Origin of the sequence: Trinickia symbiotica (genome assembly GCF_002934455.1) — a bacterium.
Lineage (GTDB): Bacteria > Pseudomonadota > Gammaproteobacteria > Burkholderiales > Burkholderiaceae > Trinickia > Trinickia symbiotica.
Genome location: NZ_PTIR01000035.1, coordinates 12,361 through 33,821 on the forward strand (window position 1 = coordinate 12,361; position 21,461 = coordinate 33,821).

At 58.0% G+C, this 21,461-nt stretch carries 20 protein-coding genes; 4 read left to right on the plus strand and 16 right to left on the minus strand.

The features are described 5' to 3' along the window. The first annotated feature begins 11 nt into the window (after positions 1-11). Positions 12-755, plus strand: coding sequence for a glucose 1-dehydrogenase (locus B0G57_RS29430; RefSeq protein ID WP_026230044.1), 744 nt, complete (start codon positions 12-14; stop codon positions 753-755). Between the two features lie 45 nt (positions 756-800). Here the strand turns inward: B0G57_RS29430 and B0G57_RS29435 are convergent, their stop codons facing one another. From B0G57_RS29435 to B0G57_RS29465, 7 genes are all read right to left on the minus strand, one after another. Then, positions 801-1,592, minus strand: a complete 792-nt coding sequence (locus tag B0G57_RS29435) for an SDR family NAD(P)-dependent oxidoreductase (RefSeq protein ID WP_018442699.1) — start codon at positions 1,590-1,592, stop codon at positions 801-803. A gap of 178 nt (positions 1,593-1,770) precedes the next feature. Next, positions 1,771-2,748: a methylmalonyl Co-A mutase-associated GTPase MeaB gene (gene meaB, locus B0G57_RS29440; RefSeq protein ID WP_035469239.1), complete on the minus strand. Its 978-nt coding sequence runs from the start codon at positions 2,746-2,748 to the stop codon at positions 1,771-1,773. After that, the gene (locus B0G57_RS29445) at positions 2,745-3,155 is read right to left on the minus strand and encodes a cobalamin B12-binding domain-containing protein (RefSeq protein ID WP_020566433.1); all 411 of its coding nucleotides are present in this window, start codon (positions 3,153-3,155) and stop codon (positions 2,745-2,747) included. Before B0G57_RS29445 ends, meaB begins: the two co-directional genes overlap by 4 nt. Positions 3,156-3,162: 7 nt before the next feature. After that, complete coding sequence (locus B0G57_RS29450; RefSeq protein ID WP_035469243.1) at positions 3,163-4,827, minus strand: methylmalonyl-CoA mutase family protein; 1,665 nt, start codon at positions 4,825-4,827, stop codon at positions 3,163-3,165. A gap of 105 nt (positions 4,828-4,932) precedes the next feature. Next, entirely contained in the window at positions 4,933-5,730 is a 798-nt protein-coding gene (locus B0G57_RS29455; protein WP_018442703.1) for an enoyl-CoA hydratase/isomerase family protein, read from the minus strand. Positions 5,731-5,752: 22 nt separating this feature from the next. After that, complete coding sequence (locus B0G57_RS29460; RefSeq protein ID WP_102607414.1) at positions 5,753-6,952, minus strand: acyl-CoA dehydrogenase family protein; 1,200 nt, start codon at positions 6,950-6,952, stop codon at positions 5,753-5,755. Between the two features lie 57 nt (positions 6,953-7,009). Then, positions 7,010-8,173 (minus strand): acyl-CoA dehydrogenase family protein, encoded by a 1,164-nt coding sequence (locus tag B0G57_RS29465; RefSeq protein WP_018442705.1) that lies wholly within the window; start codon positions 8,171-8,173, stop codon positions 7,010-7,012. 384 nt (positions 8,174-8,557) lie between these two features. Between B0G57_RS29465 and B0G57_RS29470 the strand changes: the two genes are divergently transcribed. The 3 genes from B0G57_RS29470 to B0G57_RS29480 all read left to right on the plus strand — a co-directional run bounded on the left by B0G57_RS29470 (position 8,558) and on the right by B0G57_RS29480 (position 12,533). Beyond that, the gene (locus B0G57_RS29470; protein WP_018442706.1) at positions 8,558-10,009 is read left to right on the plus strand and encodes a 3-oxoacyl-[acyl-carrier-protein] synthase III C-terminal domain-containing protein; all 1,452 of its coding nucleotides are present in this window, start codon (positions 8,558-8,560) and stop codon (positions 10,007-10,009) included. An 11-nt stretch (positions 10,010-10,020) separates the two neighbouring features. Beyond that, positions 10,021-11,217: an acetyl-CoA acetyltransferase gene (locus B0G57_RS29475; RefSeq protein ID WP_018442707.1), complete on the plus strand. Its 1,197-nt coding sequence runs from the start codon at positions 10,021-10,023 to the stop codon at positions 11,215-11,217. A gap of 62 nt (positions 11,218-11,279) precedes the next feature. Continuing rightward, positions 11,280-12,533 (plus strand): acetyl-CoA hydrolase/transferase family protein, encoded by a 1,254-nt coding sequence (locus B0G57_RS29480; RefSeq protein ID WP_018442708.1) that lies wholly within the window; start codon positions 11,280-11,282, stop codon positions 12,531-12,533. Between the two features lie 8 nt (positions 12,534-12,541). Here the strand turns inward: B0G57_RS29480 and B0G57_RS29485 are convergent, their stop codons facing one another. The 9 genes from B0G57_RS29485 to B0G57_RS29525 form a co-directional block, all read right to left on the minus strand. Continuing rightward, the gene (locus B0G57_RS29485) at positions 12,542-13,210 is read right to left on the minus strand and encodes a nitroreductase family protein (RefSeq protein WP_035469240.1); all 669 of its coding nucleotides are present in this window, start codon (positions 13,208-13,210) and stop codon (positions 12,542-12,544) included. A gap of 235 nt (positions 13,211-13,445) precedes the next feature. Next, on the minus strand, positions 13,446-14,825 hold the full coding sequence (locus tag B0G57_RS29490; protein WP_018442711.1) for a DUF1329 domain-containing protein: 1,380 nt from the start codon (positions 14,823-14,825) through the stop codon (positions 13,446-13,448). Positions 14,826-14,917: 92 nt separating this feature from the next. Continuing rightward, positions 14,918-15,430, minus strand: a complete 513-nt coding sequence (locus tag B0G57_RS29495; RefSeq protein WP_158256639.1) for an SRPBCC family protein — start codon at positions 15,428-15,430, stop codon at positions 14,918-14,920. A gap of 96 nt (positions 15,431-15,526) precedes the next feature. Next, positions 15,527-15,925, minus strand: coding sequence for a putative quinol monooxygenase (locus B0G57_RS29500; RefSeq protein ID WP_083925747.1), 399 nt, complete (start codon positions 15,923-15,925; stop codon positions 15,527-15,529). A gap of 68 nt (positions 15,926-15,993) precedes the next feature. Next, a complete protein-coding gene (locus B0G57_RS29505) occupies positions 15,994-16,746 on the minus strand; it encodes a 2-oxo acid dehydrogenase subunit E2 (RefSeq protein ID WP_083925749.1) in 753 nt (250 codons plus the stop codon). Between the two features lie 17 nt (positions 16,747-16,763). Next, positions 16,764-16,994 carry a biotin/lipoyl-containing protein gene (locus B0G57_RS29510; RefSeq protein ID WP_018442715.1) on the minus strand — a complete coding sequence of 77 codons (231 nt, stop codon included), beginning with the start codon at positions 16,992-16,994 and terminating at the stop codon, positions 16,764-16,766. 33 nt (positions 16,995-17,027) lie between these two features. Next, positions 17,028-18,014 carry an alpha-ketoacid dehydrogenase subunit beta gene (locus tag B0G57_RS29515; RefSeq protein WP_035469241.1) on the minus strand — a complete coding sequence of 329 codons (987 nt, stop codon included), beginning with the start codon at positions 18,012-18,014 and terminating at the stop codon, positions 17,028-17,030. Continuing rightward, positions 18,011-19,000, minus strand: coding sequence for a thiamine pyrophosphate-dependent dehydrogenase E1 component subunit alpha (locus B0G57_RS29520; protein ID WP_026230046.1), 990 nt, complete (start codon positions 18,998-19,000; stop codon positions 18,011-18,013). The genes B0G57_RS29515 and B0G57_RS29520 overlap by 4 nt, the downstream gene beginning before the upstream one ends. Positions 19,001-19,010: 10 nt before the next feature. Beyond that, positions 19,011-21,452: an efflux RND transporter permease subunit gene (locus B0G57_RS29525; RefSeq protein WP_018442718.1), complete on the minus strand. Its 2,442-nt coding sequence runs from the start codon at positions 21,450-21,452 to the stop codon at positions 19,011-19,013. Positions 21,453-21,461: the final 9 nt, after the last annotated feature.

Sequence of the window (21,461 nt, forward strand, 5' to 3'; positions counted from 1 at the left end):
AGGAGACTCAAATGGGTCGAGTGAGTGGGAAAGTTGCTATCGTGACGGGCGCGGCGCAGGGCATGGGCGCCGCTCACGCACGCCGATTGGTTCAGGAAGGGGCAAAGGTCGTCCTGACCGACGTGCTCGACGCGATCGGAGAAGCGACCGCCTCTTCGCTGGGAGAAAACGCGCGCTACCTTCACCAGGACGTAACGAAGGAAGACGAATGGAAGCAGGTTGTCCGTGCGACAGAGGAAACGTTTGGCCCCGTCTCTGTGCTGGTCAACAATGCCGGCATTGTGGCCTATGGCGCTATCGAACAAATGGAAGAACGCGACTATCGACGCGTTATCGACGTCAATCAGGTCTCCGTCTTCCTTGGCATGAAGTCCGTCATTCCATCGATGAAGCGCGCCGGCGGAGGATCCATCATCAACATTTCGTCGGTCGCGGGTCTGTTCGGCGCAAGTCACGTTCTACCGTACACGGCGTCGAAATTCGCCGTGCGCGGCATGAGCAAATCAGCTGCTATCGAACTCGCACCGTATAACATCAGGGTCAATTCGGTCCATCCCGGTATGATCACTACGCCGATGACCACCCCCACACCAGAATCGGAAGCGAGCATCACTCGTTTTATCGCGGCGACGCCCGCTGCGAGGTGGGGTGAACCTGACGAGGTCGCGAATATCGTGCTTCTTCTGGCCAGCGACGAATCGCGTTTTTCGACGGGCGCTGAATTTGTCGTAGACGGCGGGATCAGTTGTCAATAACGGGGCGCCGCCGCGATTCACCGGTCGCGGCCGCTCCCGTCTCGATCAGATTTGCATGCCGCCGTCGACAGCGAGCGACTGACCCGTGATGTAGCGCGCACGCGAAGAGAGCAAGAACAGCGCGGCGTCCGCGATATCGCGGGCCTCGCCCAGGGCACGTAGCGGAATGCTCTTCTTGATCATCGCCACCGCTTCGGGCGTCAATTCCTGTTCGATGACCTGCTGCCCTAAGCCCGCGGCCACCCAACCGGGGCCAACGCAGTTGGCTCGTACGCCATTGCGTCCCTCCTCCTTCGCTACACCGCGCATGAGCATTTCGATAGCGGCCTTCGGTGCTGCGGATTGAATATCTCTGGCCGGCACACGTTCAACCGCTGCGGTGATTATGGCAACATAAGCGCCGCGAGCTTTGCGGACGTGCGGCAGCGTGGCATGCACAAGGTTGAAGCAGCCGTTGACGTCGACGGCCATGACATTTGCCCATTTGACCGGATCGATATCGCCAATCAACTCCATGTGCAACCCGGGGCCCGAGGCGTAGACGACGGAGTGCAAAGATGCATGGCGCGACGTCACATCATCGATGAACCTGGACACGCCTGCCGCATCCTGAATCGCCAGCCCTGCGACCTCCGCCTTTCGCCCCATGGCCGTTATCTGTCCCGCAACCTCTTCCGCCGCCTTTCTATTTCGCCCGTACGTCAGGACGACGTCGCTTCCCGCGCGCGCCAGCGTCAGAGCGATTTCGCGGCCGATACCGCCGCTTCCCCCGGTAACGATCGCCACCCCTTCCTTGAATCGTGGCTCTTGCGCAAGCCAGGTCTGTTCCACGTCCATTTTCCGTCCTGTCTATTGAGTAATCGAAATCTTCGGCCAAAGCCGGTAGCCGGCGGCCAGCAGGGCCCGTATGTTGCAAGACGACTTATCGGCGTTGGGACCGGCTCTATCCAGCAAACGGCAATGCCTTGCGGGAGACCGCATCAGTGGCAACCCATCAGTCCGTGCAGGAATTGCATCAAGCCGACGCTTTGTTAAACAATCGGTCCGAGAGATCATAGGGATCGATCTTTCGATTCAATGCGTCCAACAGCAGCTGCGGATCGCCTCCATGTTCGTCTAATTCACGTTCGATGCGACGACCTATGACGTCCTTTGCAATCTCGAACGCGCGAGCTCGTAATTGCGTCAAAGACGATTCCTGCGCGGCCGCGGGATGCGCGCTCAGGAAGTCAAAGCGACGCTGAATCTTTTCGTACAACTCATCGACTCCGCGTCCTGTGGTAGCTTCGGTTGCGACGACATCGGGATACCACCCTTTCAAAGTGTTCTGGTCATTGCGCGAGTGGACCATCTCCCTAAGAGCGTTGACCATGCGATGGCTTCCAGCAACGTCGGCCTTGTTGACAACGAAGATATCCCCGATCTCGAGAACGCCGGCCTTCGATAACTGCGTCTCGTCACCGCTCAAAGCAGTTTGCAAAAGAACGATGCATGACGCGTAGCGCATGACATCCATTTCACTCTGGCCTATGCCCACCGTCTCCACGACGATGACATCCCAGCCCATCGCGTCCATGATAGTCAGGGCGTCGCCTGCCGCCATCGCGAGGCCACCGAGCGCTCCACGCGACGCCATACTTCGAATGAAGACGGCCGGATCCGAATCGTGGCGATTCATACGGACCCGATCGCCCAATAATGCGCCGCCCGAATAAGGACTCGACGGGTCCACGGCGAGGACTGCAATTCGCTTTCCGTGTCGTCGATACGTCGCAATGAGCTGATCTAGCAATGTGCTCTTGCCTGCTCCTGGAGGACCAGTGATCCCAATCAGTTGCGCTCGCCCTCCATGGCGGTAAAGCTGCTTCACGACGTCACGGATAGCTGGATCTCCGTTTTCAGCTCTCGTGATCAGCCGTGCAACGGCACGTAGATTCCCTGACAGGACGGCGTCGACCTGTTGAGCAACTGATATCCGTTCAAGTTCACTCATTGCACAGGAGGCAGGCAAGCGCTGCGAACAAAGGCCAATATTTCCGACGTAGCAGACCCGGGACCAAATATTCCTGATACGCCGATTTTCCGCAGCGGCTCGTGGTCATCCGGATGCACGAGGCCGCCTACCATGACTGGCACGTTGCCGACACCGCGCGCGTTCATTGCGTCGATGAGCTCTTTTGCGTAGTGAAGATAGGTAGCGATCGAGAAACTGATGCCGACGAGATCGACGTCTTCCTGGATCACTGCGTTCACCATACCATCGACAGTGTTGTGCTCACCTAGGTACACCACCTCGATCCCATTGTCTCGAAACAGCTGCGCCAGCGTGCGGATTCCCTTGGTATGCACGTCCGTACCAAGCATTCCAAGTAGGCAGCGAATTTTCCTTTCACCGGTCATATCTCACTCAGCTCTCGGTATAGGTAAAAGGTGATTCGATCACCCTGAAGGGATCGTACGGCAGGCCATTCGCCACACGAACCGTACCCCAAACCTCGCCAATGGAAGCATCCGCGATCAACGCGTCAATCATGGCTTGGTGTGAATTCTCGCGGCGCTTCGCCACGCGGTAGAGTGTTTGGATTCGTTCCGCGAGTTGCGGCTGGTCGCGGGCCGCCTTCATTTCCTTGAACCGTTGTAGATGGCTCGCCATCATCCGCTGGTCGAACGAAAAGCGCTTTGGAGGCGGCTCGTCTTTCGGAACAAATGCGTTCACCCCAACCTGTATCCGCTTTTTGCTGTCGAGTTCTTGCTTCTGGTTGTAGTTGAACTCATCCATCAAACCTTCGATGTAGCCATCCTCGATGGCCTTGACCAACCCGATATCCTCGATCTTTCCAAGCATCGTCAACGCGTCGGCTTCGACTTGATTGGTGAGGCTCTCGATGTAATAGCTTCCGCCGAGCGGATCAGCGACGCGCGCCGCCCCGATTTCGTGCGCCAAAATTTGTTGGGTGCGCGTAGCCAGTTCCCGGGCTTCTTCAGTGGGAATGCAGACCGGTTCATCATAGGTACAGGTTTCGACTGATTGCACCCCACCGAGCAGTGCTGCCAGCGTCTGCACGGCGGCACGGGACAGATTGTTGAGCGGTTGCTGGTACACCAGGGAGCGACCGGAGGTATGACATGCGATCCGTAGCCGTTGCGCGCGGGGATCGTTCGCTCCGAAACGTTCCCTCATGGTGCGTGCCCAAATCCGTCGTAAAGCGCGAAACTTCGCTATTTCCTCAAAGAAGTCGATGTCCGACGGCGACACCCAGGCCATACTCGGGCACACCTGATCCGCTGTCATGCCGCGTGCGCCAAGGTCCATAAGCGTCTGGTTGACGATCGCCATGCCTACGGCGATTTCGCCGGCTGCACCGAGGCCTCGCTCGCGCATGTCGTACGCCTGCGGGCACCCCAGAGCCCAGCGAGGACTGTTCTTGGCGCTGTACTCGATGCAGTCCACTGTCGTCCGGTGGCCCAACTCCGCGGGAACGATCTTTTCGCTCCAACCGGCAAGTCTCAGTTGCAGATGGTCCGGCATGTGCGAACCTTGCAGCTTCGCCATGTCCTTCCCCTGCTTCTGTGCCAGCGCCGCGACCAGCGGATAAGTCATCATGGTGCTATGCCATGCAACGTCCTGCTGGGTCACGTCGATACCTTGCAGCAACACCTCCATGTCTCGCACGCACGAGATCGAACAGCCCTCCTGGCCGGCGTCGTTGGTTAGCGCGGGGTGGTCAGCGTCGATCGCCTCCTGTCCGAGCGTATCGACAACGATATTGATACCCGCCGTGCCCATTTGCAGCGCACGTTCGATTCCACCGCGCGTGTCTTCCGGCGCCCCGAAGCCAACAATATTACGCAGGGTCCACATGCGGCTTCGGTACATCTGAGGATACGCACCACGCGTATACGGATATTGTCCTGGATCACCGAGATCACGTTCGTAGTCAACGTTCGCGGCGTCTGCCGGGCCGTAACTCGCGTTCGTTTCAAGACCACTCCACGTGGCGGTACGCGACAGCTTAACTTCAACGTTCGCGATGTTTTCCGCCAAAGACGAACCACCCTCGTTCCCTTTCATGTCCCTCCTGTCGCCTCCAAAGGAGCGCTTCATTGCTTGGTTCCGGCTTGGCGCGAGCCGATTGATGAACGCGCTCGCCAACCAGTTGTCTGACCGAAACTCCGCTTAAGACTTTTTGCCAAGTTTTTCGCGCAGTGCGGCGAACAGGTTGCGGAATTCATCGCCGAAAAACAGGCCGCTGGCCACGATGCGCTCCACATTGCGCGCCTGAGCCCGGTCAAGGTCAGCGCACAATTCGATGGCGAGCTTCGCGGCGCCGATCGCTTCGGCGGGTTGCTTTGCCAAATTGAGACAGAACTCCCGTACCCTCGCTTCGAATTCCTCGTCGGAATAGACATCGTGGATCAGGCCGATACGCTCGGCTTTGGCAGCATCCATTTGCAGGTTCGCCATGATGAACCAGCGCGCCCACTGAGGCCCCACCAGCCGAGCCATCCGGCTCGTACCGCCAGACCCGGGAATGTTGCCGAATGCTGTCTCCGGCAAACCATAACGGGCGCTTTGTGCCGCGAGGCGGAAATCACAGGATAGCGACATCTCCAGCGCACCACCAAGGCATGGACCATGGTGAGCAACGACAATAGGCTTTTCGATGACCTCGAAGCGATCGAGCAGCGGGTGCAAGCTGCCACGGCCTTCTCGGTACCATTGGCGGAACGCCGTCGGGCTCGCCAGACTAGGATCGGGGCCGAGTTCGCTGTTGAGATCGACACCCGCGCTGAAGTACTTGCCGCGCGCGCGAATCAGCATCACACGCAGCGAAGGTTCGGTAGCAAAGCGCTCCGTCTGTACGATCAACGCATCGTACATCTCACCATTGATGGCGTTCAGTTTGGATGGGCGGTTCAATACCAGTTCCAAAATCCCATCGGATTCCGAAGCCAGCACAAGGGGTTCGCTCATATTCACATCCTCTTGCAATGAACTACCGGCGCAACAACGCGCCCGCAATGATGTTGCGCTGAATTTCGTTGGAACCGCCGAAGATGCTCCAGCATCGGCCGTAGAGGTAGGCGTAGTTGATTGCCGCGGCCTGTCGCCATGGCTCTGATGCGCCAAGCCCTCCATCTCTGCGACAGGTCGGGTCATAGCATGCCCCGTACACGCCAAGCGCATCTCGCCAGAACTCGGTCATCCGCTGCAGCAATTCCGTGCTGAGCACTTTAAGAACCGATGCGCCGACGCCGTCATCGCGCCCAGCTTCCCATTCATCGAAGTATTGGCGCTCCAAGGCGACCAACGCGGTGAGACTGGCTTCGATCTCCATCATCCGCGCCCGCGCAAGCGTTCGCTCCACATCCGGCATTCGAGCGGCATAATTGGAGAAGGTCTCCTTGATCTGCCGCATTTGCCGGATCCTGCTTCCAGTATCCGCAATTGAAGTTCTCTCTCGCGACAACAGGAATTTTGCAATCTTCCAGCCTTCGCCTTCGGCACCGACCAGGTTCTCGGCGGGCACACGAACGTTGTCGAAAAACACCTGATTCGTATGGTGCTCGCCATCCAGCGTCACGATAGGTTCGACCGTGATGCCGGGCGTGCGCATGTCGATCAAAAGAAAGCTAATGCCTTGCTGCTTTTTGCCGGAACCATCTGTGCGAACGAGACAATGCATCATGTCCGCCCAATGCGCTTCTGTCGTCCACATCTTGGTACCGTTGACGACGTAGCACTCCCCATCGCGCACTGCCGCCGTCGACAACGAGGCCAAGTCCGACCCGGCATTCGGCTCCGAGTATCCTTGGCACCACCACGTGTCGCTGCTGAGGATACCTGGCAGGTATCGACGTTTCTGTTCTTCATTGCCGAAGGTGTAGAGCACGGGGCCGACCATGCTGACGCCATAAGGAATGATCATGGGCGCCGCATTGAGAGCGCACTCCTGCAAAAAGGCGTGCTCCTTTCGCATTGACCAGCCCTGTCCGCCGAACGCCACGGGCCAATTCGCCGCGAACCAACCGCGACGGTGCAGCGCCTTTTGCCAGCCAACGTAGTCGGCTTTCTCCAGGTAAAGGCCGTTTTCTACCCGGTACCTGGTCTCGGCAGCAAGTTCGGAACGCACGAACGCCCTGACCTCTCGCCGAAACGCGGCCTCGTCGAATTCCGAATCTACACCACTCTCCATCGCACTCTCCTGATGTTTCTACGCTCGTCCAGGCCACTACCCAGCAGACGGCTTCGCCTAGCTACCCGAAGCCGCGCTTTGGTCGACCCAAGCGCGTATCAGCCGCGTCAAGACCACCAGCCTTGCATTGCAATGACTGACGATCAGTTCGTCGGTCACGCCCATGCCCCCATGCATCTGAATGGCTTCCTGACCAACCAATTTCGCTGCCCGTTCGACCACCGAGGATGCAGCAAAACAAAGCCAAGCGTGGTCCCCCGATGTCGCCGCATCGACGCGGCCGGCAAGCTCGCGCGTAATGGCTTGGGCCTGAACGAGACCCATGTGCATATCTGCATACCGGTGCTGTAATGCCTGAAACGTCCCGATAGCGACGCCGAACTGGACCCGAGTACGTAGATATTCGCCTGTCACTTCCAAAAGCAATGCCATAACACCGACCGCGTCCGCGCAGTAAGCGCTGACGGCCCGCCGGCTTGCGAGGTCCATGGCCTCTCGAGCAGCCTCCCCTTGAACCCATGCGGTCGATAATGGAATAGCCGTGTCATCGAAACGAATGTCAGCAGCCGGCTTACCGTCCATAAGGCGATAGCCGGCGACATGCGCCCGTGTCTCTGAACGGGGAACCCGAAAAATCGCAGGTGTGCCATCGCTGTCAACCGCCATCAGCAGCCAGAAATCAGCCTGTTCCGCGAAGGGAATGAGCGACAAATTCCCAGATAAGCGGTAACCCTCTTGGGTTTTCTTGAAAGAGAGCTGGTCCGGCACGTCTGAGCGGCCGCCAAGCATCGCCGTCACGCTCGCGCCCTCGATCGCTTGCGTGACAGCGTGCCCCCGTTGCTCCGGATCTCGACCACGCGCGAGTACAGTGCCAGCAATCACCGCTGATTCGATGAAGGGCTCGAAGATCAAGCCTTTAGCCAATACTGTCACAGCATCGGCGATATCGGCACTGGCTCCGCCGAGGCCCCCGAAAACTTCTTCGAAAGGTAGCCCGAGCACGCCGAGCTGCGCCAAGAGCCCCCAGTGCAGCAAGCAATCCACGTGGCCTTGTCTCACGCGCTGATGCCGTGCGCTTGGCTCATAAGATTCTGCGATGAAGCGGAGCAACGTATTTTCGATAATGCTCTTCGATTCGCGGTCCAACGGAGAACTCATAACCACCTCAGGAGACAACATCTGAACGGGTGCGATCCCCACCCGACCTTTGATCGCCAGCACTCAAATTTGGTATGCAATCATACCGTGTTGATACATACTTTATCTGGCACTGCATATTCTGTAAAGATTAATGCACGGGAGGGCGCTGTCAAGGACCGCAGTCGGCATGGCACTGGCACCGGAAACCATGCACCCCTCCGATTCTGCAGCGCCCTCCTGCACCTCGACCGGCCAACCGGCGCACCAAGTCGTGCACCCTTGGCACATTACATATGACGCTGGCAGTTAGCACTTTGCAGACGTCGAACGAATTCAGCAGCGGGGCACCTATCACTTCACGTCGGTTGACCCATCTATTCTCGTAGTGTATCGTATACTTGCATACTTCTTTTGCTCCTACCGCAGCAGGAACTGGCCAATCAACGTGAAGGGCGACAAGTGTCGATGAACAACACCTATGGAATCACGGGCTTCGGAGGCTACATACCGCGGCTCCGGATGCAGCGAGCCGCCATCGCCGCCGCGCATAAATGGATGGCGCCTAGCCTTCGCTCCCTGAGCAAGGGCCAGCGGGCATTCTGCAGTTGGGACGAAGACGCCGTAACGATGGCTGTCGAGGCGGCACGAGATGCGCTCGACACCAAGCCAACGTCCCATTTTGTTGCTGTGTCTATGGCGTCCACCACCATGCCGTTTGCCGATTTGCAGAACTCGGCCATCGTCGCAGGAGCCCTCGGTTTGCCTGCCGACGCAAGGACAATGGACCTAGGTTATTCGCAGCGCGCCGGTACTGCCGGTCTTCTTGCAGCCCTGCAATCAGCATCGGGGCCCGCGCTCTTTGTCGCAAGCGACCGCCCTCGCGGCAAACCGGCCAGCACGCAGGAGATCGGCTACGGAGCCGGCGCCGCGGCATTCACTCTCGGTAGCGAAAACGTTCTGGCGCATGTGATCGGATCTTCTAGCCGCAACGCAATGTTCGTCGATCACTTCCGCGCGGCGAACGCCAAATACGACTATGTCTGGGAAGAGCGCTGGATTCGCGACGAAGGCTACGCAAAGCTGGTTCCGCAAGCCGTAAGCGCCGCGTTGACGCAAGCAGGTATCCCTGCTGCCGAGGTCAGCCATTTCATTTTGGCAACACCAATGAAGGGCATCGCCGCGATGATCGCAAAGAGTCTCGGCATTCCTCCTGAAGCAGAAGCCGACAACCTTAGCGAGAACTGTGGTTTCACCGGTACCGCTCACGGGTTGCTCATGCTTGCGCACGTGCTCGAGCGCGCCGCCCCTGGCGAAGTCATCGTAATAGCCAGTTTCGGCCAAGGCGTGGATGTGCTCGTTCTGCGGACAACGGACGCGTTAAAGTCCTTCTCACCCCGCCGTGGCATTAACGGCGCGCTGGCCGACGCACAATCCCACGATGCCTATCTGCGCATGCTCTCCTATGATGAAGCCATCGAACTCGAGTGGGGCATGCGCGGCGAGAAGGTGCTTAAGACAGCCCTAACCGAACAATACCGGTCCAGTTTTCAACTGGCCCACTTCATGGCGGGCAAATGTGCCAAATGCGGGGCAATCCAATTCCCTCAATTAGCCTACTGCGTCAATGCTTCGTGCGCAGCACCGAGCGAAAACTTCCACCAACTCTCTCTAGTGGATGAGAAGTGCCACGTGCTCACTTATACCGCCGATTGGCTCTCGTATCATCCAGCGCCGCCACTCTACGTCGGTTTCACTCAATTCGAGAACGGCGCTCGCCTGTTGACCGAGACCGTCGACGTCGGCGCAGCCGGGCTCGAGGTGGGCACCCCGCTCAAGGTGGTATTCCGGATCAAAGACGTAGACAAAGACCGTGGATATCCGCGTTATTTCTGGAAAACCTCACCGGTACAAGCATAAGGGGCGCAATCATGGCATCTGGCATCAAGGACAAGGTCGCCATTCTTGGCATGGGATGTACGAAATTTGGCGAACGCTGGGATGTAGGCACGCATCAGCTCATGGCGGAGGCTTTTGAAGAAGCGCTGGTCGATGCCGGGATTGAACGGAAGCAAATCGACGCCGCGTGGTACGGATCCTGTCTCGACGAAATCAACGTAGGCAATTCCTCGATTCCGGCGTCTCTTGCACTGCGTCTGGAAGGCGTGCCGGTGAGCCGCATGGAGAATATGTGTGCTACCGGCACCGAGGCGTTGCGCGGTGCCGTCTACGCGGTGGCATCGGGCGCGGTAGATATCGCCCTAGCGATTGGCGCGGAAAAGCTGAAGGACACTGGCTATGGCGGCCTTCCTGCGCCCTACAAAGGAACGCTGAACGACCTTTGGCTGCCTCTGGGTTCCGCGCCAGCCGGCTTTGCCCAATTGGCGGCCGGATATCGCGCCAAGCACGGGGTATCGCACGAAGACCTAAAGAGAGCGATCGGCCATGTCTCGTGGAAGAGCCACGAGAACGGCGTCAAGAGCCCAAAGGCGCACATCCGCAAGAAGGTAACGATGGACCAGATCCTCGGTGCGCCGATGATCGCGGAGCCGCTTGGCCTATTCGACTGCTGCGGTGTGAGCGATGGAGCGGCCTGCGCAATCGTCACTACACCCGAGATCGCCAGGTCTCTGGGGAAACAGGATCTGGTGGCGATCAAGGCAATTCAACTCGCCAGCAGCTCCGGTATTGAGTCGCACACAACGCAGTGGGATGGGAGCTACGTCAGAACGACGCGCCACGCAGCTCGACGTGCCTATGAGGAAGCGGGCATTACGAACCCGCGCGAGCAGCTGAGCCTGATGGAGGTTCACGACTGCTTTTCGATTACCGAACTGGTTACGATGGAAGATCTGTTCGTCTCAGGCGAAGGCAGAGCCGTAACCGACGTTCTCGATGGCTTTTACGATGCTGATGGAAGTGTCCCCTGTCAAATCGACGGGGGCCTGAAGTGCTTCGGCCATCCCATCGCCGCATCGGGACTGCGCATGGCGTACGAGATCTACAACCAATTGCTGCATCGCGCTGGCGAGCGCCAGTTGGACAATCCAACTGTCGGACTCACGCATAACCTAGGCGGCGTTCCCTACCTCGGGGTTGCGGCGATCTCGATTCTCGGTCTTCTCTAACGACCCGCGTGGCCGGTTGCCGCAGGGAAGCGGGAACCGGTGCGCGGGCAGGTACAACAATTATGGCTGAGTACATCGCGGAGGCCGAGCTTGCCCAACTGGTCAAGCCGCAGCACCACATATTCATTCCGGGGTCGAGCGGCGAACCTTCCGCGTTCATGTCTGCGTTGCTGCGCGAGCCCAACCGTACACAGCACGCGCACATTCTCACGAGCTACGTTCCCGGAATCAACAAGCTGGACATCGATCGATTCCATCCCACCGCAGCCGTTAGCGGCTTGTTCATGCAGCCAGGGTTGCACGATGCACAACGCGACGAGCGCTATCGTTTCCTTCCTGTCACGTATGCGGGATTCGTCCGCCACATCAGGGAAAACGTCGAGCTGGATTTGACTGTGCTCCAGGTCTCGCCGCCCGATGAGGAAGGGCTGTGCTCACTTGGACCGGCCGTGGAATTTGTCCCGACTGTGATCGGCAGAAGCCGAAGTATCCTCGCCCTGGTAAACCAACGCACGCCGCGGGTGTCCGGAGCAGCGACCGTTCCGTATTCGCGGTTCGATTACGTATGCGAGGTTGATTCGCCGCTCCCGCAGTACGTCACGCCACTCGACGACAGCTCGATATCGGTAGCGCGCCACGTTGCCTCCCTGATCGACGACGGATCAACAGTTCAGATCGGGCTAGGTAGAGTGCCGGCGGCCCTCTGCCTTCAGCTCAAAGACCGTCGCAACCTCCGATTTCATTCAGGCATGCTTTCCGACGGTTTCGTCGATCTGGCCGCGGCGGGCGCAATCGATGAAAGTTTGATCCACGCCTGCTGTGTGCTAGTAGGATCCGAATCGCTCTACGGATGGGCAGCCGAATTTGAAGCTCTTCAAGTCGTCGGTTGCGAGGTTACGCACGACCTGCAGACGTTGGCCGGTAAAGACCGTTTTATCTCGGTCAATTCGGCACTTGAAGTCGATTTGTTCGGGCAATGCAATCTCGAGCATGCTGATGGCCGCTCCATTAGCGGGCCCGGCGGCGCACCCGATTTCGCGCGTGGGGCACGCCTTTCCAACGGCGGGCGGAGCATCGTCGCGCTTTCGGCGACACACAGTGCCGGAACGGGATCACGCGTGGTGCCTCAGCTGAGCGAGCGGTCGATCGCGACACTCTCGCGCGTCGACGTCGACTACATCGTCACCGAATTCGGGGTCGCCCGCCTGGTTGGCGCAAGTGTCCACGAACGCGCCAAGGCGTTGATCGATGTTGCAGCCCCCGCGTTCCGCGAGGGTTTATCGCGTTCCTGGCGTGAGATTGCCGGTTACCTTTAGCTTGACGCTCACTTACTACGTCTTTCGTCAGTGTCGCCGCGAACGAACATAGCGACTTCGTCGACTGAGCGTCTTAGGAACGGCTTGGCCGGGGCCGAGGGATACCCGAGAGTGATCAGTCCTTGCGCTTGCCAGTGCGCCGGCAAACCTAGAACCTCGGCTATAACGTCGGGGCAGAACAATGGAGCACATAGCCAACACGCGCCTAAGCCGACGGCGTGGGCGGCCAACAGCAGGTTAGCGCCCGCCATCGCCGTACTTTGTACCGCCATCAACTGTTCGCACCGGCTGCGAATCGGATCCGGATAGGTATCCATATCTTCCATCGTCATGCATACGACGATGATTACCGGAGCAGAAGTGATTCGAGCATAGGATCGCTCGACGTCACGCTCCACGTCGCTTGCCTTGTCGCCATCCCGCAGGCGGTCGCTCCGTAGACGCTCGCCCATTGATGTAGCCAATGCCGCCTTTCGGTCGAACGCATCAATCACGGCGAATCGCCACGGTTGCCGGTTGTGTGCGGACGGCGCGGAGATCGCCGCTCGCAGAAGACGCTCAATCGTGTAATGGCTAACGGCGTCTGGCTTGTATCGCCTTACGGAACGTCGGCCGGAGCCATCGAACGAAAGAACAGTCGGGCCGTCCGGAGAATCGATTACAGGTACACGATCCATAAGTATGAAACCCTACAACGTCGAGCAGTCCCGGGCAGCGTTCAACCCGGAAAGGCGACCGAACGTCAACGCATTCGCGATGCCGATTCCGCCTCCGATATACCTGCGTCCATCGTTCGCATCGTCTGCCCCGAGGCCGAGGGCCCGCACGGCGAGCATATCCACAAAAGCGCTGTGGCATAAGACCCCACCCGCAGCGCGATTCTGCGGGAGGGGCACCAAAATATGCGCCAAGCTAGCGGATGCCCTCGCCGGCCATGGTGTCGGGGGAGAAGAAGCTCATATCCTTCGGCTCTTGGTGCACGACTCCTGCGCCGACGTTACCTAAGGCGCCCTGCGCTGACCAAACACCGGTTTGGAGATCATAATTGAACGTATCGTCGCCCAGCGCCCCGCCCCCCTCGCTCACGTAGAACGGAATACTGAGGGCCGTAACGATACGATAGAGTTTTCCGGCCGCATCGTAATTTTCAGACAAGCCCGCACTGAAACTATCTTCATCCCAGTACATCATCCGGCGCGCATAGATATGGCGGAACCCCGGCTTAAGTTTTCCTTCCACCACCCAAACCCTATGCAACTCCCAGCGCACGCAATCTGGATTCGCGAAGTTCTTGGTTAGGAGCTTCTTGTCATCACAGCTCGTATGGTCGGCGAGCTTGAAGTTGTTATACATGATGTACTTTTCTTTCTTGCCGATCAACTTCCAGTCATAGCGGTCGACGGCACCTTGGAAGACCTCGGCATCATCCATCGTTGCCGCTCCCCCGGCGGCTGGACTCGGGGTGTCATAGGCCAGAGTCGGAGCGAGCTTAACGCGGCGCAGGCCGGGAATGTACTGATAAGCCCGACGGACATGATCGAGAGAATCGATCAGCACGAGCTTCTGTCCGGATTGGCTCGACGGCGCGTCGGTGTCGTCTCTAAACGCCCAATAGATAGTCTTTCCCGTCGCCGGCGCCGTGGCCTTTGGATCAAAATACGGAGACTGCTCCGAAACCTTGTTGCCTTGCACAAGGTAAGAAGAACCATTCGCGGACACCACGTAGGAATTCGAATATCCCCCCCATGCATAACCAATATAAGTCGTTAGGTGGTCCCACATAACCTGTGTGCCGTTGGTAGGAATTGGAAAGGCGAATCCGCCCCAACACCCCTCCAGTCGAAGATCACCGTCTTCCCCCTTGCACTCCGTCGCGTTCTTCATCGTATTGGCGATCACCGTCTTGTTATATACGATCGTGCGATGGGTGGGATAAATATCCATCCGGAAATTGGGATATCTCTTAAACATATCGATCATGCCGTCGAGCTTGTCTGCGTATTGCGCGGCATTTTGCGCGGTGATGGTGTATAGCGGCTTCTCGTTGGCGAAGGGATCGGGACGTTTGTACGGATCCGATTTGTCGCTACCAAATTCCGCGGGCGTCTTAAGACCTTCGCCCGTGTATGCCGGAATAGTACCTTCTTTATTGCCGGCGGCCTCTGCACCAATGGGTGTCAGCTCGGGGCCCTTCAGTTTCTGCGCTTCTGCCGCGCTAACTGCGGCCATGCACTGGCCGGAGAAGATCACGGCGAGCAAGGCCGAGACGATATGGGTTGTCTTGCGGATCATTCTATGCCTCCTCCAAGGCGGCGGCCTTCTTCAAAACTGCACGCCCTTTGATATGGATTAACTTGCCCAACAGGCTTCACACGGACGCCACGCTACGACGCCTTTGTCCTCGCAAAATAACGTCGAAAACCTTGCAAGATCGCATCTGTCCACGTTCTCTCAATGATCGAACGCATGAGATCGAGATCGGCAGGCTCTACAACGTCGAACTCGGCCTTGAATGTCATCAAGGTCTTGCCATCGGGCAAGGTGTCCACCATCGTGGTCGCCAAGTAGTTCTCGAATTCGCTACGCAGCACCGCACCGCCGGGGTTCGGCCGGTACACCATGTTGTAGTAGATGCGCCGCGTCTCATCGTTCTGAACGAGCAGGGTTTCGTCGACAGTCGACCCCGTTACATGGCGAACGACGCGCGTCCGAGGCACGTCGTGCGGCCCTCCCACCAACTCGACGCTCGCGAGATCGGGACCCGGGCGGCCTCCCTCTTCGGGCTTGATCCACCAAGTCAGCAGGGCATCCCAGTCGGTTAGCAATTCCCAAACTTGTTCAGCCGGAGCATCTACGACACCTCGCACCTCGGCGTGACCGCGTTTGAATTTGCGCATGCTCATTTCCTCCAAAACTATTTGTATGCATTGACGCAACCGCCACGCGTCGCTCGCGTCCGACATCCGAGGCGCGAGCTCGATGGCGACTAATGGCTAGAGAAAGATCACGTCGAGGGTCTTCGTTTTCATGTGCACTTGAGAGCTTCCGGCGGGGTATCGCGTAAATACCGAGCGATCGACGTTCATGCCACTGAACTGCTCCATGATCATCGGATGCGAGCTGCACTCGAGCATCCGCTGCTGAGTGTCCTTGTACCAAGCCGTCTGGCGCATCTTGTTCACGTAGTCCTCCGACTTCCATGAAGCGATCGCCACCCATTCGTTAGGGTTTCGGCCCCATCCATGAAATGCGAAATTGCAGCCTTCGTCGTACCAGTTCGCGGCATTGCCAGCCAGTTCATCCAGTGCAGCGAGAAATTCAGCTCTCCGATCCGGATCCACAGTAAATCTCGAAACAAAACAGTTAGCGTCGCGCACCCATTTGGAAGACATAAAAACTCCTTGCAAATCACTTGAATTGATAAATGCCGAACCATCCCATCTATGTTCCTTCGCTGCGCCTATTTCATCAATGACTCCGGCCGGCTCAGCACATCGGCAACGAACACAGCGAACCGTGCTGCGTCTGCGCCGTTGATAACACGGTGATCGTAAGTGAGCGATAGCGGCAACATCAGCCGCCAGTCGATAGCATCACCGTCGCGAAGTGGCTTCCATTGCGCCTTGGTGACGCCTAGGATCGCCACCTCAGGGGCATTGATGATCGGAGAGAATGCGGTTCCACCAATATTGCCTAGTGAACTGACCGTCATGCATCCCCCGACCATGTCGCCCATCGGCAGCCCCTTCTGACGTGCGCGCGAAGAAACCGCACCGATCTCACCAGCGAGTTCCACAACACCTTTCTTGTCGCAGTCGCGTATCACGGCAACCAGCAGACCTGATGGCGTGTCCACGGCGACGCCTATGTGGAAATACTTCTTGACGATCAGACTCTGGCCGCTTGCATCGAGAGAGGCATTGAAGCGCGGGAACTGTCGCAGCGCTTCCACCAATGCCTTGACGATGAATGCCAAAGGAGTCACTCGTGCGCCGGCGTCCTCCGCTAGCCGCGCTCGAAAAGCGTCCAGGGAAGTGATGTCGGCCTCGTCGTGGTGCGTCACCTGCGGAATCGCCAACCAATTCCGCGATAGGTACCCAGCGGTCAGTTTTTGGATTCGCGACAGCGGTACGGTTTCGGTTTCTCCGAAAGCCGCGAAATCCACCTCAGGCCAAGGCGGTAGATCGCCGTAAAGTCCAGATGATGGGCTCATCAGTTCTATCTCTCATCTCAGCCGATCTGGGCGAGCAGCTCGCCCACCGGATAAACCTCGCCGACGCTAGCAATTATCTTCAGCGTCCCAGAAGCAGGTGCCTCGATTTCCTGAACCGACTTGTCGCTTTCCAACGCATACAACGGCTGCCCCTCGCTGATTGCTGCCCCATCGGCCGCCAGCCATTCGACGAGCGTTCCCTCGTTCATCGAAAAGCCCAGCTTGGGCATAAGAACATCGGTACTCATAGACAGTCCCCCTGAGAGCGTGTTGAATTCAGATTAGCCAAGCGTCTTGCGAACAGCCGCCTCGATCTGGCCGACGCTCGGGACAAAAGCGGTTTCGAGTGGCTTGGTGAACGGCACTGGGCAGAAGGCCGACGCGACCCGCTGCACGGGGGCCTTCAATTGGCCGAACAACTCTTCGTGAATACGCGAGGAAATTTCCGCACCCACGCCGAACGGCTTTACGGCCTCGTGCACGACGATCGCTCGCCGAGTCTTCGCAACCGAATCGAGTATCGTTTCAGCATCGAACGGTGCCACTGTGCGAAGGTCGACGACCTCGACGGAGATCCCCTCGTTCTGCAATTTTTCGGCAACCGCACAAGCGTCCAGCACCTGGCGGCTGTACGCGATGATCGTTGCGTCAGCGCCCTCGCGAACAATCTTGGCCTTACCAAGCGGAATTCGAACGCCGCGCTCGGGAGCTGGCCCATCGTTCCAATAGGTCACCATGTTCTCGATGAAAATGCATGGGTCGTCGTCCTCGATGCACGACAACAAAAGACCGTAGGCATCAGCGGGCGTGGACGGCGCCACCACCTTTAGCCCAGCCGTGTGGGCAAACCAGGCCTCGAGAAAATCGGAATGCTGACCTCCAACACCGAATCCGGCACCCGTCATCGTGCGGATCGTGATGGGCACATGTGTCTGGCCACCGGACATGAACCGCAGCTTCGCCGCGTGATTGACGATCATGTCCATCGCCACGGTAGTGAAATTCATGAGCATGATTTCCGCTACCGGTCGCATGCCGACAAGCGAAGCCCCGATCGCGGCGCCTATGATCGCCTGCTCCGAAATCGGCGTCGACCGCACACGAACATCTCCGTGCTTCGTCGACAAACCCTTCGTCACACCCATCACCCCACCCTCTTGGCGGTCCGCGACGTCTTCGCCAAAGACGATCACGTTCTGGTCGGACGACAGCGCATCGTCAAGGGCGAGGTTCACCGCTTGAACCAAGTTCATTTTTGGAGCATTCATACTTCGATCTCCTGAGCATAGACATCGCGGCGCAATTCAGCGACGTCGGGATACGGACTGGCAAGCGCGTATTCAATCGCTGCGTCGATTTCGGTTTCGATGGCCCGTTCGATGCCCGTCAGTTCGTTCTCACTAGCGTGGGCGTGTTCAATCAGCCAAGACCTGTAGCGCGGGACGGGGTCGTTCTTGATGGCGGAAGCCTTCTCTGCCGGATCCATATAACCATCGGCGTCGCCGAACACATGACCATGAAAGCGAAACGTCATCGCCTCGATGAGGGTTGGTCCGCCTCCTTCTCGAGCTCGCGCAACGGCTTCACCGGCAGCCTGCCACATGGCGACCGGATCGTTGCCGTCAACGTGGATCGACGGCATGCCGTAGGCGGCTCCGCGATCTGAGATGCGACCAATCGATGTTCCGGTAGCGTACGGGGTATGTTCCGCGAAGCGATTGTTCTGACAGAGGAAGACGACCGGCAATTTCCATAGTGAAGCCAGATTCAGCGCCTCGTGAAATGCGCCAATGTTGCTCGCCCCGTCGCCAAACGTCGCCACGGCGATGCGCTTTTCGCCACGAATCTGCGCTGCAAGGGCCAAGCCATTCGCAATCGGCATGCTGCTGCCGACAATACCAGTCGTCACCATGATCCCGCTCGCCGGATGAGTCACATGCATCGGGCCGCCCTTTCCTTTACAGGTGCCCGTTTCACGGCCGGCGAGTTCTGCCCACAGCAGCTTCGAGGGAACGCCCTTCGCCAGCATGTCGTGAATGCCGCGATAAATCGTACAAAGATAATCGTCGTTCGTGAGGTGCACCGACAATGCGGATGGGATTACTTCCTGACCTCGTGGGGAGTAGTAGGTCATTGCCAATTTACCGGACTTGATGACCGCGCGGAATCTCTCATCGTTCATCTTGACGAGTGCCATTCGCCGATAAATCTCCACCAGCGTACTCCGGTCGGGTTGAAGTCGAGCTTGGTTCATGGTGGTTTCCTTATGCCTCAGATGAATTGGTGCAAGTTGTGGTTTTCACTCGAACATCCTTGAGGAGAAAGTGGGACAGTGCCGGGATGAGCACAAGTGCACCGAGCATGTTCCACAGGAACATGAAGGTAAGCATGATGCCCATGTCAGCCTGGAACTTGATCGGCGACCAAACCCACGTAACCACACCGGCCGCAAGCGTCACACCGACAAGGCCCACAACCTTGCCCGTGAAGGCAACGGCATTCTTGTATGCCTCTTGCAAACTTGATCCTTGGCGCTGCTGCGCCAGCTGTACGCTGAGCAGATAGAGCGCGTAATCGACGCCGATGCCGACACCCAAGGCTACGACCGGCAGGGTCGCCACCTTTACGCCAATGCCGAGCCCAACCATGACGGCCTCAGCCAGAATTGATGTGAGTGCCAAAGGAAGTATCGCTACGACGACGGCCCGCCAATTTCTAAAGGTAATCAGGCACAGCAAAATGACAGCTCCGTAGACGTAGAACAACATTGCGCGATTCGCTTCCCTAACGACGATGTTGGTCGCTGCCTCAACACCCGAGTTTCCAGCCGCGAGCAGAAACTTTCGATCGGGCGTATCGTGAGCGGCTGCAAATGTCTTCACGGCTTCCGTGACCCGATCGAGTGTTGCGGCTTTGTGGTCCGATAGATAGGCGACAACCGGCAATACAGAACAGTCGTTGTTCAAGTATTCCGAATTCCAAAGCAATGCATTGGTGACCTGGGGATCGATCAAACCTTGACTTTCACTGATCGTCATCCATTTAGGGTTACCCTCGAAATCACCCATGGTATAGAGGCGAACGGTATCGGCCAGCGACGCCGTACGCAGCACGCCAGGCAGCTGTTCGAGAGTCCACCCGAGCCGATCCGCTTCTACTAGCGTTGCGAATGAGCGGCATTGACCCGGTGGTGTTTTCACCATCACAGCGAAAGCGTCGCTCGAGATGCTGTAGTGGGACGTGATGAACGCGTCGTCCCTGTTGTAGCGGGAATCGGGCCGCAGCTCGGGTGCGCCGGCGTCGAGGTCACCCACCTGAAGGCCACGGCTGCCCAAATAGCCCACAATGCCGAGGCCCACCGCGCCTACTAAAGCGGCAGTTGCCCATCGACGTTCCGTGAACCGGTCCAAGACGCTCCAGATCTTCCCAAATCCCTGGCCACGGTTCTCCTCCTGACTCTGCCTCACTGCCCGCTTGGCCGCGGACTTGCTGACACCCAGATAGGAAAGTAAGACCGGCAGGAGTATCAGGTTGGTGAAAATAAGCACGGCCACACCGAGGCTTGCGGTCATGGCCAACTCACGGATTACCGGAATGTCAATAATCATCAGCACGCCAAAGCCAACCGCATCGGCCAGCAGTGCCGTCATGCCGGCGAGAAACAACCGACGGTACGTGTAGCGCGCTGCGACCCACTTGTGCGTTCCCCGCCCGACGTCGAGCATGATGCCGTTCATTTTCTGGGCACCATGAGAGACTCCGATAGCGAACACCAGAAAGGGCACGAGAACAGAGAAAGGGTCAATGCTGTGGCCCAGCACGGCCACAATTCCAAGCTGCCAGACAACCGCAATCAACGAGCACGCTACCACCAGCACCGTGCTGCGAATGCAGCGGGTGAACAAATAGATAACGACGCTTGCGACGAATGCAGCCGCCAGGAAAAAGTACATGACTTTCCCGAGGCCATCGATCAGGTCGCCGACTAGTTTCGCGAAGCCGGTAATATGGATTCTCACCTGCGGCTGGCCATCAGCCTCCACCCGGCTGTACCGCTTGCGAATTTCGTCCAGCCGCGACGAAAGCGCGTGATAGTCCAGTGGCTTGCCTTCCGCATCTTTCGCCAATAGAGGGACGACGATCATGCTCGATCGATAGTCGTTGGAGACCAGGCTTCCGACTACGCCTGCACGCACGATGTTCAGGCGCAATTGTGCGATCGACTGCTGGGAGCCGTTGAAGATATCGGGCAACACCGGTCCCCCGACAAATCCCTCCTCCGTCACCTCCGTCCAGCGCACAACCGGCGTAAAAATTGATTTCATCCACGCACGGTCGACGCCCGGCAACAAAAACAGTTCGTCGTTTACCTTTCCCAGCGTCTGAAGGTATGCGGGATCGAAAATGTCGCCACGGGGGTTCTCGACGGCAACACGCACGTTATCACCCAATCCCCGCAACTCACCCCGGTTGGCGATGAAATTCTTGATGTACGGTTGAGACAAGGGCAGCATCTTGTCGTAGCTAGCGCTAATAGTCAGGCCGCGCAACTGAAACGCAAAGAACGCCGTCAACAACGCACTACCGAAGATCACCCACCCTCGGTGGTTGAATATCAACCTCTCCAGAAAGTTTCCTGACCTCTTGTTGAAGTCACTCGGATCCGCGACCACTGCCATCGCATCGGTCTTTGAGATTGCGACCATATCTAGAGC